The 15,765-nt window shown below is 51.2% G+C and carries 13 protein-coding genes; 5 read left to right on the top strand and 8 right to left on the bottom strand.

What is annotated here, in order from left to right:
- Positions 1–3: 3 nt before the first annotated feature.
- From KB236_01350 to KB236_01325, 6 genes are all read right to left on the bottom strand, one after another.
- A complete protein-coding gene (locus tag KB236_01350) occupies positions 4–1,176 on the bottom strand; it encodes a serine protease (GenBank protein UIF29436.1) in 1,173 nt (390 codons plus the stop codon).
- A 172-nt stretch (positions 1,177–1,348) separates the two neighbouring features.
- A protein-coding gene (prfB, locus tag KB236_01345) for a peptide chain release factor 2 (GenBank protein UIF29435.1) occupies positions 1,349–2,465 on the bottom strand; the annotation gives its coding sequence in 2 pieces (ribosomal slippage) (positions 1,349–2,392 and positions 2,394–2,465; 1,116 coding nt in all).
- Between the two features lie 604 nt (positions 2,466–3,069).
- Positions 3,070–5,433 carry a preprotein translocase subunit SecA gene (gene secA, locus KB236_01340; protein ID UIF29434.1) on the bottom strand — a complete coding sequence of 788 codons (2,364 nt, stop codon included), beginning with the start codon at positions 5,431–5,433 and terminating at the stop codon, positions 3,070–3,072.
- An 876-nt stretch (positions 5,434–6,309) separates the two neighbouring features.
- A complete protein-coding gene (gene raiA, locus KB236_01335) occupies positions 6,310–6,864 on the bottom strand; it encodes a ribosome-associated translation inhibitor RaiA (GenBank protein UIF29433.1) in 555 nt (184 codons plus the stop codon).
- 138 nt (positions 6,865–7,002) lie between these two features.
- The gene (locus tag KB236_01330) at positions 7,003–7,680 is read right to left on the bottom strand and encodes a ComF family protein (GenBank protein UIF29432.1); all 678 of its coding nucleotides are present in this window, start codon (positions 7,678–7,680) and stop codon (positions 7,003–7,005) included.
- A complete protein-coding gene (locus tag KB236_01325; protein ID UIF29431.1) occupies positions 7,677–8,999 on the bottom strand; it encodes a DEAD/DEAH box helicase family protein in 1,323 nt (440 codons plus the stop codon). The genes KB236_01330 and KB236_01325 overlap by 4 nt, the downstream gene beginning before the upstream one ends.
- A gap of 76 nt (positions 9,000–9,075) precedes the next feature.
- Between KB236_01325 and KB236_01320 the strand changes: the two genes are divergently transcribed.
- Positions 9,076–9,738, top strand: coding sequence for a YigZ family protein (locus tag KB236_01320; protein ID UIF29430.1), 663 nt, complete (start codon positions 9,076–9,078; stop codon positions 9,736–9,738).
- A gap of 77 nt (positions 9,739–9,815) precedes the next feature.
- Here KB236_01320 and KB236_01315 read toward each other — a convergent pair whose 3' ends face one another.
- Positions 9,816–10,712 (bottom strand): LysR family transcriptional regulator, encoded by an 897-nt coding sequence (locus KB236_01315; GenBank protein ID UIF29429.1) that lies wholly within the window; start codon positions 10,710–10,712, stop codon positions 9,816–9,818.
- A gap of 122 nt (positions 10,713–10,834) precedes the next feature.
- On the opposite strand from KB236_01315, the gene KB236_01310 reads away from it, so the two are divergent.
- Both KB236_01310 and KB236_01305 read left to right on the top strand, forming a co-directional pair.
- Positions 10,835–11,074, top strand: a complete 240-nt coding sequence (locus KB236_01310; protein UIF29428.1) for a hypothetical protein — start codon at positions 10,835–10,837, stop codon at positions 11,072–11,074.
- On the top strand, positions 11,071–12,072 hold the full coding sequence (locus KB236_01305) for an alpha/beta hydrolase (GenBank protein UIF29427.1): 1,002 nt from the start codon (positions 11,071–11,073) through the stop codon (positions 12,070–12,072). The genes KB236_01310 and KB236_01305 overlap by 4 nt, the downstream gene beginning before the upstream one ends.
- Before the next feature lie 598 nt (positions 12,073–12,670).
- Here KB236_01305 and KB236_01300 read toward each other — a convergent pair.
- Positions 12,671–13,765: an undecaprenyl/decaprenyl-phosphate alpha-N-acetylglucosaminyl 1-phosphate transferase gene (locus KB236_01300; GenBank protein UIF29426.1), complete on the bottom strand. Its 1,095-nt coding sequence runs from the start codon at positions 13,763–13,765 to the stop codon at positions 12,671–12,673.
- A 401-nt stretch (positions 13,766–14,166) separates the two neighbouring features.
- Here KB236_01300 and KB236_01295 point away from each other — a divergent pair, with 401 nt between their 5' ends.
- Both KB236_01295 and lrgB read left to right on the top strand, forming a co-directional pair.
- Positions 14,167–14,607, top strand: a complete 441-nt coding sequence (locus tag KB236_01295; GenBank protein ID UIF29425.1) for a CidA/LrgA family protein — start codon at positions 14,167–14,169, stop codon at positions 14,605–14,607.
- Positions 14,608–14,654: 47 nt separating this feature from the next.
- A complete protein-coding gene (gene lrgB / locus KB236_01290; protein ID UIF29424.1) occupies positions 14,655–15,461 on the top strand; it encodes an antiholin-like protein LrgB in 807 nt (268 codons plus the stop codon).
- The last annotated feature ends 304 nt before the right edge of the window (positions 15,462–15,765 follow it).

Raw genomic sequence — 15,765 nt, 5'->3', positions numbered from 1 at the left:
GGGTTATCCCTCCTGATCTCTAAATAAAACAATCCCGATTTCATGTGGCGCGCCGGCATAAATCGCCGTCTCGGTCACCTTCAATTCCCCCGCCATGTTGCGCACCTTCAAGTGGCAATACGTGGGATTGATTAAGAGCGCTTCGTAAAAGGATGTTTCACTGTCGATTGGTTGGTGGTTACATTCCAAGATAATATCGCCAGCAGCCAAATCAAGCTTTACTGCCGGTGTCCGTGGCCGGATGGCTAAAACCCGTACCCCGTCATCAACTTGAGAATACCAGAACTGTTGCTGTGCGTCATAACGTTTAGCCCGCCATAGGATGATGGCGTAACCAACTAACAATAAGACGAGGGTAATGGCCACATCTTGGGGCCGGTAGATGGTCCAACCGAAGAAAACCAGCGCCGCCAGAGCCAACCATACCAACTTTTTGGCAATGCCTTGATAGACGACTCGGGGCACCTGCCGGAAAACGGTAAACCGTAGTCCCACAAGTAACGGCACAACCAGTACGGCAAAGGTCTGGCCGTGAATCGTCAGCAACGGCCAAAAGGCCCAATGACTGGCAAACCAGTCGCCGGGAACCAGTGTGACCATTGGCAAGACTAAGAATTCTCGCCAAGGATAGCCAGCGATGCGCTTGCCCCGTTGCTTCGCGTAGATTCGAGGGGCCGTGAAGCGACCGCCATACCGTGACAACCAGTGCCCTAAAATCAGGAAGAAGAAGGCCGCCAGCCACAGGTAATTCTGGACCGGCACAGCGTTCAGCCCCCATTTCAGACCGGTCGGTGCCAAGCTGGGAAGCTCGGCTATGTAAGGTCCCCCCAAGGTGCTGGCGCCAATCGTGATGAGCGTGCTCACCACAATTAACGTTAGGGGTAAGACGGTGGTCGGTAGAACAATCAGAGTCACCACCGCCAGGAGTTCATAAATCACAACCCACAGCAGTGGCAGGCTGAACCCAACCAGCACGTTCACTACCGATAGGGCGGCCCCCAACACCAGCCCCTGAGTTAAGAAATGACGCAATTCAAAATGATCGCTGTAAACGGCACTCCCAAAATTTTGCCGTTCGTGCTTAATCCGTGAGCGACTCGTCACCCACAACCGCAGTACCGCCACCCAAACCATCAGTTGGAGGAGGTAACTGCCACACGCAATAACTATCCGCATGTCATCGACACCTTTCTTGAAAAAATAACTGACCCCAGTATAGCATGAAAGAAAAGCGGGTCGCACGACATTCGTGTTACCCGCCCAATGATTTTCGCTTACGACTATCTCACCGTTAACCACCGATCCGAGGCCGCCGAAAGAAACGACGTTCGTGGCCCCTCATGAATCGTTAGTCTGGATTTTTCTGGCTCAATTGCCATTGCAAGTACGCATCGATGAAGGGGTCTAGGTCACCGTCCATGACGGCCTGCCCGTTGCCGGTCTCGTAGTCCGTCCGGTGATCCTTCACCATGGTGTAGGGATGGAAGACGTAGGAGCGAATCTGTGATCCCCAACCAATATCCATCTGCTCACCCTCGATGGCCGCCTTTTCCTTGGCCTTCTTCTCTTCTTCGCGTTCATACAACTTCGCCCGCAACATGCCCAGGGCCGTTTGCCGGTTCTGTAGCTGTGACCGTTGCGCCTGACTCTGCGTGACGATCCCGGTCGGAATATGCGTGATTCGCACGGCCGAGGAGGTCTTGTTGACATGTTGACCCCCAGCCCCGGAAGCCCGGTACACATCGACCTTCAAATCGGCCGGATTGATTTCAATATCCACGGTGTCATCCAGCTCTGGCAAGACGTCAACCGAGGCAAACGAGGTGTGCCGCCGTCCGGCCGAATCAAACGGTGAAATCCGCACCAGTCGGTGAACACCCTTCTCGGAGCGTAAATAACCGTAGGCGTTGTGCCCGGCAATTAGCAACGTAGCACTGCTCAGACCGGCGACTTCGCCGGGTTGATAATCCAAGACCGTGACCTTGAAGTCGTGTTGTTCTGCCCAACGCGTGTACATCCGCATGAGCATTTCACCCCAGTCTTGGGATTCCGTGCCCCCCGCCCCCGGATGAATTTCGAGGATGGCATTGTTTTTGTCATACTTCTGATTCAATAATTGGTTCAGGCTGTACTGATGTAGCGCCGCCTGGGCGGTCTTGAAGTTCTGCTCGAACTCGGCTTGCATGTCGGGGTCTGGTTCTTCTTGTAGCAGAGATACGGCGACTTCCAAATCATCAATCTGGTCGCTGAGTTTCTTGAATTCCTCGACCTTTTTCTTCATTTCATTGGTTTCGTCAATCAGCTTTTGGGCTGACTGCGCATTGTCCCAGAATCCCGGTTGGGCCATCTGGCCTTCATTGACACTGATGCTCTCACTCAGGGCATCAAAGTCAAAGTGACCCCCTAAAGCCGGCAAGTTGTTCCTTCATGGTGGCAATGTCACGTTTTGCATCGCTTAATTCCATCGTGGTTGGCTCCTTTTTTAATTAGATTTTGATTTTGGGTTTTCCAAAAGATAGCTACACTTCTTAATTCAACAAGTCCACATCCGTGCCTGCGGCTGTCAGCAATTCCGCCTGCTGTGGGGAACGGTTCCAGCCAAAGAGCGGGCTTCCACCTCGCTTAGAAGCCTTGCAAAACACGCAAGTCTCCCAAGTCGCCCCACGGTGTAACCTGGCTGAAGAAACGCCAGCTAACACCGTCGTCACGGCTGGCTCCATTACTGACCTCCTCCGGCAATGATAGTCGCGTTATTGTCGTCTTCGCGTTGGAGCAAACCAGCCATCTGATCGAAGCTCTGATGCCCACACAGCACTCTAGCCGAGAGTGAAGCAAAATATGCGCTCAGCCGTGGGATTTTCTAAGCGGGTTGCTTAGAAAATGGCGACTTGGAAACGCGATCTTGGCGGTTCCAAGCGAGGTCAAAGACCGCTCCTCAGGCTTTGACCGTCCTCCCCACCGCGTTCCAGCGCATATTTTGCGAACGGCAAGGCGGCAGGCAAGCGGACAAACAAGTCACGTTTAGACAAAACGAGGCCGGAATTGCTTCCCGCCTCGTCATCTCCCGCACTAACGGGTAATATTTTGTCGAATTTCTGACTTCATGAATAGACGAGTGGCATCGTAATCGATGTCAGAGATCATTTCACCGAACATCCGGAATCCTTCTTGTTGATATTCAACTAATGGGTTCAACTGACCATAACCCCGTAGTCCAATTGATTGACGCAATTGGTCCATGGTGTCGATGTGGTCGGTCCAGTGAGAGTCCACACAACGTAACAGCACAACCTTTTCGAATTCCAACATCTGTGCTGGATCGTAGAGTTGCTTCTGCTTTTCTTGGTAGACATCTTCGGCTAAGCCCATGAAGAAGGCCTTGATTTCATCAGCCGACTTGCCTTGCAGATCGCTTAGGCTAATCTTGTCTGGTGAAACCATTGCGGAAATCCCGAAGTCCAGTAACGTATCTAGGTCCCAATCGGATTGGTCACCTTGCGTATGCAAGTTAACCACCCGGTCGACGGTCCGCTTGATCATCGGCATTAAGACCCACTTGAGGGACTTATCCTGGTTGATCACTTGGTTCCGTTCGCCATAGATCACGTCACGCTGTTGCCGCATAACATCATCATATTGCAGCACGTTCTTCCGGGAGTCGTAGTTGTTCCCTTCAACCCGTTTCTGCGCGGATTCAACTTGCTTGGTGATCATCCGACTCCGAATAACGGCGTCCTCACCATCCACGTTCATCCGTTCCAGGAAGCTCTTGACCCGTTCGGAACCGAACCGGCGCATCAAGTCATCTTCCAAAGACAGGTAGAACTGGGTCATACCAGGGTCACCTTGCCGACCGGAACGTCCACGAAGCTGGTTATCAATCCGCCGTGACTCGTGTCGTTCAGTCCCGATAACGGCTAAACCACCAATTTCAACCACGCCGGGTCCCAATTTAATATCGGTCCCCCGCCCGGCCATGTTGGTCGCAATCGTTACCGCGCCCCGTTGGCCGGCATTTTGAATAATGTCAGCTTCCTTGGCATGGTTCTTAGCGTTCAAGACCACGTGCGGAATGTTTTCTTGGTCCAACCGTTGTGAAATATATTCGGACGTTTCAACGGCCACGGTCCCGATTAACATCGGTTGACCCTTTGCGTGTAACATCTTAATTTCTTTAACCACGGCATCGAACTTGGATTCCAAGGTTGGGTACAACAGGTCAGGTTCATCGACCCGGACCACCGGTTTGTTGGTTGGCACGGAGATAACGTCCATGTTGTAGATTTCCCGGAATTCTTCAACTTCGGTCTTGGCCGTCCCAGTCATCCCGGCAAGTTTCTTGTACATCCGGAATAAGTTTTGGTACGTGATGTTGGCCATAGTCTTAGTTTCTTCTTGAATCTCAACGCCTTCCTTGGCTTCGATGGCTTGGTGCAGACCATCGGAGTACCGACGACCTTCCATCACCCGTCCAGTAAAGGAATCAACGATCAAGACTTCACCATCTTGAACCACGTAGTCTTTATCCCGCAACATGATGAAGTTAGCCCGTAAGGCCTGGTCCATATGGTGGGTTAACGCGGTGTTGTCCGTGTCGTATAAGTTCTTTAAGTTGAAGTATTTTTCAGCCTTTTCAATCCCGACGTCGGTCAGCGCCACCGTCTTAGATTCAAGGTCGATCTTAAAGTCTTCCTTTTCGTGCAACGTCTTTGCGAACCGGTCCACCCGTTGATAGAGCGCACTCGTCCCTTCAGACTGACCAGAAATAATCAATGGGGTCCGCGCTTCATCAATTAAGATGGAGTCAACTTCATCGACAATCGCAAAGTTCAATGGCCGTTGGACCATATCTTCTTTGTATACCACCATGTTATCCCGCAGGTAATCGAACCCGATTTCCCCGTTGGTCGAGTACGTGATATCAGCCTTGTAGGCTTCACGCTTCTCTTCTGGTGACTTTTCGGCGGAGTTTAACCCGACGGTCAAGCCCATCCAGTTGTACAACTCACCCATTTCAGTGGCATCACGTGCGGATAAGTATTCGTTAACCGTAACCACGTGAACCCCTTCGCCGGCTAAGGCGTTCAGGTAAACGGGCATTGTGGCGGTCAAGGTCTTCCCTTCACCGGTCTTCATTTCGGCAATGTTACCTTCATGAAGCACAATTCCTCCCATAATTTGCACGTGGAATGGGTAAAGGCCAAGGACCCGCTTAGCGCCTTCACGGACAGCAGCAAAAGCCTCAGGCAGTAAGTCGTCCAAAGTTTCGCCATCCTGATAGCGTTGCTTCAATTCAGGCGTTTTTGCTTGCAGATCTTCATCCGAAAGCTTTGCGTATTCATCAGCGTAAGCGCCGACTTGATCCGCTAATTTACTGAGGCGTCGTAAAGTCCGTCGATCACTTTCGACCCATCGTTTTAAAATATTTGCCATGTGAGAATTCCCTTCAGTACATTTTAATAAGTCGTCGTCAACCACTTCTAACTTGCATTAGAAGCTCGCAACCACGACACCAAACGCCGTGTTCGCAATTTATCCGGGGTGGATCACCATCCCAATAACCCGGATCGTTACTGTCCGCAGGTTGCGGCGCGGACATTTGAGTAATTGATAAAATCACAAACCCCATTACAAGAATATTCCTCGCATCAATCAAGGTATCTGCATCGCGCGAGGGATAGGATTTAAATCATTTATTTTGACAATAAATCAATCTACATTTTAACACTAACCCGGCTAAGATGAAACTTTTCTAATCATGTAAATGCCGTAAAACCGCTTTCTTTCGCATTATCCTTAGTTAAAATTCCCCCACCGTCAGTTATTGTTTCACCTATATCAAGTCGAACCTCCCGCCAACCCACCACTGATACTGTGGGAACTGCCCGGAAGTCCAGGAGTAATCTTATTAATTTTACCAGATTCATCGGTGAAAGTATTGTCTTTTTGCTTAACAGTTGCTTAACAATCCCATGACAATCAGCCGAATGGATGAGCCCCCTCAACTATTGCGCCACACCGGCAAAAACCGAAATACCAATCGGCCAGTTCGACACCTAAATGACCGGGTTACCTTCTATTCTATGAACCGCGTGGCATCCCTGCAAAGACGAGGCGCTGACGCTGTACAGCTTGGTAGGGTGAGCAAACAAACACTGGCTTCCGGTTACAGCGGCTACCCGTTACGCCACCAACTCTCCCTGCTACTCTCGCCGTCCTCTCCGCTCATCGAAAGACTTCACCGCTTTAACTGAGCACTAAAAAAGCACCGCGCTAGGCAGTGCTTCGTTAGTTGTTAACATTATTGGTTTATTGGTCGTCGGCTTCGATCAAACCATAGCGGCCGTCGTTACGACGGTACACAATGCTAATGCCGTTCGTTTCAGCATCTTCGTAGATAAAGAAGTCGTGGCCTAACATGTCCATTTGCAGAACAGCCTCTTCATTATCCATTGGCTTCAGCGAAACGCGCTTGGTCCGAACAACCTCTAACTCCTTACTTTCAGCTGGATCTGGTTCCGTAGCTTCCGGTGCGAAGTCGAGATTCTTGTAGCCCTTCTCCCGGGACTTACGGTTAACTTTGGTCTTGAACTTGCGAATTTGCCGTTCCAGCTTATCGGTAACCAAATCAACACTTGCATATAAGTCCGGAGAAGTTTCCTCTGCCCGTAATGTCAAGTATGGGAGTGGGATTGTTACTTCAACCTTCGCCGTCTTGTTTTGGTAGACCTTCAGGTTGACATGCGCAATTGCCTCAACTTTGTTGTCGAAATATTTCTCCAACTTGCTGATACGCTTTTCAACGTAATCCCGTATTGCGTCAGTAACTTCGATGTTTTCACCACGAATATTAAATGTGAGCATAAAACTTCTCTCCCTTCAACCAAGATAAACTCGGTTTGCTCAGCATTAGAAGGACCACTCTTCTAATATGCTTTGCTTACTATTATTATAATAGAAAGCCCTACCAGAAACAATTATTCTCACGAAATTTAATCGGCCTCAACGCGCTAAAGTCAGGCTAGTAACCGCTTTCGCGCCACCCAAATAAATTTGCGCGGCGGCGTGCCGCAAAGTCCGCCCCGTGGTGTAGACGTCATCTAATAGCAAAACCCGTTGATTAACTAGGATTGGCGCCACTCGTGGATCCAGTTGAAATGGCTGTGGTGTGAGCAACCGTTGGGCCCGGGTCTTGGCCGATTGCGGCTGAGCCTTGTGCGTGGCCTTCACCACCAGTGCTTGGTGATAAGGTTGGCCCCGCAGCCACCCCGTGACCTGATTGAAGCCTCGCGTCAGCCACGTCTGTTGATCGATAGGAATGGGGACTAAAATATCATAATCCTGCTGAGCCAGTGCCCGCTGGAGTGGCGCCTGAAGGGCCTTACGCAACGCGTAATCCCCCTGAAATTTATACTGTTGCATGTAGGCCTTCATCCCCACATCATAGCGAAAGAGTGCTCGATTCTGTAGGCTTTCCATCCCCCAGCGTTCACAGTCGTGGCAGCGAACGGCCTGCTCCTGTTGGCGGCCGCAGTCCGGACAATGCTGGGCCGTAATGGGGACGAATCGGTCCTGACAACGTGGGCAAAGTGGCGGTACTGGCAACGGTCGCCAGCTCAAAAGATCCCGTAGCGCGACGCTGGGTTGGAAGCGCTGTTGACACCAGACACAGCGGGTCATGCTGGCCACCGCCCGCCCCGGCGCTTCCCCTGCCGATTCAGTTGATCAATCATACGCTGGGCGCGACGCACCACCCGTGTCTGACTCTGGACGTAGCAGGTGACTTCACCACGGGGAAAGTCCGCGTGCCGCCCTGCCCGACCGGCAATCTGTACCAGGGCTGCCGTGGAAAAGATGGCATCGTCTCCGCCTAAGATGACCACGGCAATGTTAGGAAAGGTCACGCCACGCTCTAAAATCGTAGTGGTCACGAGAAAGGCCACCCGACGTTCGCGCAGCGCTTGCACCTTGTCCGTACGCTGCTCATCGGTTGCGTGTACGCTGACCCCGCCTTTAATTTTGGCATGTATCAATGCGGCCATCACGGCGTCTAGATCACGCACGTGCGGAACGAACAGCAGAAAACGTTGCCCCACCTGCTGATAGGCCAGTAATTGTCGTACCAACGCCGCCGGCAACCGGGACTTCTCCAGAAGAGTCCGCCACCGCCATGCCAATCTCACTTGTAGCCGTGGCAGTAAGAAACCGTGATAGCGCAACGGTAAGTACGTTGTCGCAACCTCGTGCCGTCTAATCTGACGCTGTAAGGATTCACCGGGTGTCGCTGTTAAATAAAGGTGGCGACCGGAAACTTTCTCGGCACGCGTGATGGCCGTCTGCAGCAACGGACTGGTCGCTAAGGGAAAGGCATCCACTTCGTCCACGATAATCCAATCGAAAGCCCGCTCGAACCGTAACAATTGGTGGGTCGTACAGACCGTCAACTGACTATACGTATAGGGCACCGACTGCTCGCCATACAAGAGACATTGACTGGTCGTCTGAAAGGCCTGGCGAATCCGCGGTGCCAACTCCAAGCAGACGTCAACCCGCGGCGAGACCCAGGCCACTCGCCAGCCCTGTGCCAAGGCCCACGCCAACGCCGGATAAACAATCTCGGTCTTACCGGCACCGGTGACCGCCCATAGCAACTGATTCTGTTGTTGCTGGACCAACCTGCAAACCGCCTGGGCCGCGCGTTGCTGGTCGTCACTGAGCGTCCCGGTCCAGGTCAGCACCGGTGTCGTCGGGATTACGAACCGGTTAGGCTCCGGAATAGTGTATAATTTAGTCTGTGAGGTCAACCGGCCCATTTGTAAACAGTGCCGGCAGTACCAATCGCCGTTGGGTAGCCGATCCGTGGTGGCAATCCACTGACGACAACGCTGGCACCGGTAACGCTGACTCTCCCGTTGGATAGCCAGCTCACCGGGGCCCAACTGGGCGTTTCCTGGTTGAGCCGGCAAGCGCCGACCAAAGAATTCTGACAACTCATTCATCACGTTTTGCCCCTCTCGTGGTACTGAGACTAACTCCGTAAAAAGTGGCTGAAAATTTTCGAGAAAGGTGTTTTTTATGGAAACCGACTATTTAACCATTCAAGCGACCGGCCAACACGCCATCGAAATTAAAAAATCACGCTTCATCACCGACATCGCCCGCGTAACTACCGAAGACGAAGCCAAGGCCTTCCTTGCCGCGGTGAGTGACCGGGAAGCTAAGGCGACCCATCACTGCTGGGCGTACGTTCTCGGGGAACACGACGAGATTCAACGAGAGAGCGATAACGGCGAGCCCTCGGGAACGGCCGGCGTCCCCATTCTTACGGTGCTCCAGCGTAACCAACTCCACAACGTTATCGCTGTGGTCACCCGTTATTTTGGCGGCATTAAGCTGGGGGCCGGTGGCCTAATCCGGGCCTATAGCAATGCCACCTCCACCGCTATCGAAGCCGTGGGCGTGGTCAAACGCGTTCGCCAGCAAGAGATCGCTATTACCGTGGATTACCCCAACTTTGATCGGCTCACGCACTACCTCACTGAGGAAAAGATTATCGTCCGTGACACGACCTACACCGAACAAGTCACCGTGACGATTGCCGTCGACCTGACAGCCGTGGACACCATCCGCACGGCTATCACGAATCTTCTCAGTGACCGGCTGACCATGAAGACTGGCGACGTCATTTACAACGAGGTTCCGGTCGAAATCAACGCTAGCCACCGCACGGACGCCTAAACTAGAGTTGCTCATCACCATGAAAGGCACCAACCTGATTTTTTCAGATTGGTGCCTTTTGACAACTTTATTATTGCCTACTTGTGAACAGTCGTCTCCGTGGAGAAATCCGTCTGAAGTTGCTTGATGAAACGTTCAGCAATCGGCGTAAACACCTGATATTTCTTCCAAATCACGTACATCTTCGTAGTCAGCTGTGGGGCCAGCGGACGAAAGGTCAGGTCACTCGTGGCGCTGGTATCGCAGAGCCCCTTGAATGTCAGCAAGACACCCAAGCCGTTGCGGACACAGACCGATCCATTAAAGAAAAGATTGGTTGTCCCTATCCAATTCAGATCGGCCGTCTGGTCGCCAGCCCACCGTGGAATATCGGTGTGAATTGACTGTTCCGAACAAATGATAGCCTGATCCGCTAAATCGGCCACCGTAATCGTCTGTTTTTGGGCCAACGGATCATCGCGGCGCATCACCAGCCCCCAGGTATCTTCTCCCGGAACCTCCAGATACGTGTAGTGCTCCAAGTCCGGCGGCTCCACGATAATCGCGAAGTCGACTAGTCCCTGGTCCAATTTCTCCGTCACCGTCTTGGTCTCCCCACTCATTAAATGAAATCGTAGGCCGGGATACTGGTGCCGAAACTCCTTGATGGTCGTGGTCAACTGCCCAATGAGTTGCGACTCGGCACACCCAATGTAAACGTCACCGCCGGTAAGGTCCGTCATCGTCTGAAATTCCGCGCTGGTCTTATCGACCATGGACAGAATATCTTCCGCCCGCTTACGCATGAGAATCCCGGCATCAGTCAGCGTAATCCCGTAATTACTGCGTTGAAATAACTTCTTCCCCAGTTCATTTTCCAAATCCTTGAGTTGCTTGGATAGCGTAGGCTGAGAGACGTGTAAGGCCTCGGCAGCTCGCGTAATACTGGACTGCCTAGCGACTTCCACAAAGTAACGGAGTACCCGAATTTCCATGTGATCACCTCTCCAATCATCAGCAGTTATAACTAATCAGAATAACCAGTTATCTTCATTAAGTATTATACATAATTGGTGGTTGCAGGTAAACTGTACTCACAGCAAAGGAAGGACAAGCCATGGTTAATGTAAATGACAAATTAGGACTTATTCAACAGAACCTTGCCGATGCAGGATGTGACGCGCGCCTGACGCAAAAGTTTTTAGTCAGTTTCAACGCCGGTGATCATCCCCACTCACAGTTACTCTTACAGCAACATCGTCAGCATCTCCTACAAGAACTGCGCCAGACCGAATCACAAATTGACTGTTTGGACTTTCTTGCCTGCCAACTAAAGAAAAGGGAGTCAGATAAATGACAAACGAAAAATTAACGCTTACTACCGACTGGGACAAGACTTTTCCCAAGAGTGACCAAGTTGACCACCAAAAGGTCACCTTCCACAACCGCTACGGCATTACCTTAGCCGCCGACATGTACACCCCTAAGAACGCCACCGGCAAACTGCCTGCCATCGCGGTCAGTGGACCCTTTGGTGCCGTCAAGGAACAATCTTCCGGTATCTACGCCCAAACGATGGCCGAACGCGGCTTCTTGACGATTGCCTTTGACCCCTCATTTACGGGTGAAAGTGGTGGTCAAGCCCGGTTCATGGCCTCTCCTGACATTAACACCGAAGACTTCCAGGCCGCCATTGATTTTCTCGCCACACAACCCAACGTCGATCCCGACAAACTAGGGATGATTGGTATCTGTGGGATGGGCGGTATGGCCTTAAACGCCGCTTCGCTCGACACTCGGGTGAAGGCCACCGCAACCATGACCATGTACAACATGAGCCGGGTCAACGCCAACGGCTACTTCGATGACAACGATAACGAAGAAGACCGGCATCAACTGAAGGTCAGCCTCAATCAGCAACGGACGGCCGATTACCAAAGCGGGGCTTACAAGCGGGCCGGGGGCGTGGTCGATCCCGTCCCCGCCGATGCGCCCCAATTCATCCGCGATTACAATGCTTACTACAAGACTGATCGCGGTTACCATGCCCGTTCCGTCAACTCCAATGAGGGGTGGAACGTCACGGGGACAATGTTCTTCGTCAACCAGCCAATCAACCAGTACACCAACGAAATTCGCAGTGCTGTTCTGATGGTCCACGGGGACAAGGCGCACTCCTACTACTTTAGTAAGGATGAATACAAGAAGATGACGACCAACTCCAAGTACACCGACAACAAGGAATTCATGACGATTCCTGGCGCCGTGCATACCGACCTGTATGACGGTGGCGTCAACCGTGATCTGATTCCATTTGACAAGTTGGCTACCTTCTTTAACCAATATCTGAACTAAATCACGTCTTACGAAAGGCCCGGCCGATTGCCTATTTACAATCGACCGGGCTTTTTTGCTGTAAACTGCAGAGCTAGTCGCCTTGCCGTTCGCCAAATTTGACTCACTCACGGCTACACAGAATACCTGCCATGAACAATAGTTAATCGTTGCTACAACAATAATAGCAGTGCAAGTCTCGTCGTTATCAAGCATTGTCACTGAAAATGATTGGGATTTTTAAAGTTCGGGGGTCGACCCACTACTCAACTGCTGAAGCAACTGGTATCGGCCTTGAGCTCATTTTTGTTGACCGTTGACCATCGTAGCCGAGAGTGAAGCGGAATCTAGGCTCAGCCGGGGGATTTCGTGGTGAGTTTTGCCACAAAATCGGTGACTTTGAGACGACGGGTTCCCGGCTCAAAGCAAGGTCCGAGACCGCCCTATGGCTTGGACCGTCCTTCCCCAGCGATCCAGCCTAGATTCCGCGAACGGCAAGGCGTCCAGCTCCCAACCAAGCTGCGGAAGATATAAGCAAAGGCCGCGTCCCCACCTGCGAATGAGGTGAGCACGCGGCCCTTAATCGTTTGACCGCCCCTGACACAGAGGTCACTCAAAACTAATCTGAATTTTTAGACGTCAACTGCTTCACAATACGCTTAATCCAGTGCAACAGTGGCTGGCGATCCGAGCCCACCAAGCCAATGGCCTCGACGAACAGTTCCAAACCAATCAGAATGGCAATCGTCAGGAGGACGGACCCCCAAATCGTGGACAATGGATACAGCAGTGAAATAAAGGAAAAAATCAGCGCAATCCCGTAAATCACGAGTACCGTCTGCCGGTGGGTCAAGCCCAGTTGCATCAAGCGATGGTGTAAGTGGTGCTTGTCCGCGTGTGAGATGGGTTGCTTATTCAAGATCCGCCGAATCATGGCGTAGACCGTATCCGTGATGGGTACCCCGAGGATAATCACGGGGATGATCACGGAGATAAACGTGACATTCTTCAACCCGTACAGCGAGAAACAGGCAATCATGAATCCAATGAACTGAGCCCCGGTGTCTCCCAAATAAATGCGCGCCGGGAAGAAGTTATACGGCAAGAAGCCGACCATCGCGGCCACCAACGCAAAGATCATGATGGCCACCCAAGTGTTGGCGACGTTTAAGAAGAACAACCCCGTAATCCCGGTGGTCGTCAATGCAATGATTGAGACCCCCGTTGCCAGACCATCCAGCCCATCGATCAGGTTGATGGCGTTAACGATGGCCACAATCCACAACAGCGTAATCGGCAAGGCCAACCAGCCAAAGTGCCAGACGCCCACAAACGGTAACGTCAGGTAACGCATCCGGACGCCCGCCACGAAGTAAACTTCCAGGGCTGCGGCCAATTGAAACATGACCTTTTGCCGTGGCTTTAATTCAAAAACGTCATCAATCATGCCCCCGGCGATAATGATACATTCACCGCCGAACAGGCCCCACAACTGTTGCGTTGGCATCTGGTCACGCAAGAGGAACATGGTTGAAAAAGTAAACGCAATAAAAATCGCCAGGCCACCCAACGTTGGCATTGGAATCTTATTGACCCGTCGCTGATTCGGTTTATCCACCGCACCAATTTGAAACGCGAAGCGGCGTACAAACGGCGTTAGGACTGCGGAGATAATCATGGTAGCAAATAAGCTAACAATAATCTCAAATCTCATAAAGTGTCCTCTTTCTTTTCTACATATCTTTTGCTAATTATACAAATCTCCCAATTTAAACACAACCGCCATTTTAAGAATGTTCAGAAAAGTTAAGGTTTTCAATTGGTCTGACCATTTTTCACAAACTCATATCTTCCATTCAACACTTAGTTAGTTCAGCGAAAAACTGATGAAAACAAATGCCTACTTTATTCGTCACAATATTAGTTAATAAATATACCGTAATTACCGAAATGGCGGAGATTAAGCTTGTGTAATTAGAAGGGCCCCAATATAATGAGGTTAGTTCAGGAGATTTTAAGCCCATATTAATTTATTCATAATAGGCGCCTAATTTCCTTGTGAAATTGAGTTGATGGTCACTTAGATTTGGTGTTTCATCGAAAGGAGATTTTTCTATGGCTAGCCAAGATAAAGTTCCCCAAACGACAGAGCAGACTGAGGAGAAGCCCTCGCCAATCATTGTGCAAATGGCGATCTTCGCCGCAATTTTGTTTGTCTCCAGTCTGATTTCGCCCCTCTTCCCGCCATCTTTTCCTGTTCCCACGCCGGTTATCGGGCTCATTATACTCTACGTCCTACTAGCAACACACATCGTCAAGCTCCGGAATGTTGAAAAATTTGGTGATTTTATGATCAGCCTAATTGCCTTTCTGTTCGTTCCGTCTGGGATTCAACTGGCCGCCAGCCTGGACATTCTCAAGACCCAAGGCCTACAGATTGTGGGTGTGGTCCTAATCGCAACGATTGTCATGTTGGTCGTCGTGGCCTATACTACCGCCGGCATGATTTGGATTCGGAAGCACATCTTCCACCGCAGCGTTGATATTAAGTCATAATTGGTTGTTCCGTCATCGGTTTAAACGCATAAGAGAGATGAGTGTTCATGATAATTTTGACAACCGCGCCACACATGGCTGTCTGGGGTAAGTGGTTAGGCGACGCACTCGGCACTAATGCCGCCGGCGCACCCGCAGGCAATGCCGTCTTTGGAATTTTTCTTTCCTTATCAGTTTATTTAATCGGCCAATGGCTCTTTAAGATTGGCAAGGGGTTCTTCCTCTTCCAACCCCTCTTCGTCGGCATGGTATTGGGGATTTTTATCCTCTTCCTCATGGCGAAGTTCTTCGGCACCACGACCGCAACCTTCTATAAGTCCGCTTACAAACCCGGTGGGGACATCATCTTCTGGTTCTTAAACCCCGCCACGATTGCCTTTGCTATCCCGCTGTACCGACGAAATGATGTCGTCAAGCGGTTCTGGCTCGAAATCGTTTTGTCTTTAATTATTGGTTTGATTGCGTCATTGTTCTTCATTTACGGCGCAGCCAAGCTCCTCGGACTCAACGACATTGGCATCGCCTCTATGCTACCACAAGCCGCAACCACGGCGATCGCCATGCCAATTGCCACCGCGATTGGGGGCAATGCCGCGGTTACCGCCATGGCCTGCATCCTCAACGCCGTCATTATTTACGCGCTGGGCGACTGGCTGGTTAAATTCTTCCGGATCAACAACGACCCCATCGGCGCCGGACTCGGCTTAGGAACGGCTGGTCACACAGTGGGTTCTGCCAAAGCCCTGCAACTGGGATCCATTCAAGGGTCCATGGCGTCCATCGCGGTCGTCATTATTTCCATCGTGGTTGACATCGTCGTTCCGCCATTCGCCGCATTCATGGGGCTCAAGTAGCCACATTCAACAAAAATAATTTTAGTTTTGGTCGTTTCTGCCAATCGTGGCCCCCTTTTGAAGAAAAATTCCGCGCTTGTGAAAAAATAGTCGTCCTGAAAAGCTTTTTGAAACCTCACTCGGTCACTTGCAGGACCAGATCACTGCACAAGTGGCCCTATAAACCGCGTCACAGCGCAGTTCGAACTTGTGCACGCCGCTCGAATCCCATATAATAATGGTGAGCGATTGAGAGCGGTTTCACAGTGAGTTTCATTCTGCCTCTGCCAAGGTTTCCTTTGTGAACTCTCTCGCATCGCAGTAC

This window comes from Levilactobacillus brevis (assembly GCA_021383565.1).
GTDB lineage: Bacteria > Bacillota > Bacilli > Lactobacillales > Lactobacillaceae > Levilactobacillus > Levilactobacillus brevis_B.
This window is presented reverse-complemented; position numbering and strand designations above follow the sequence as displayed.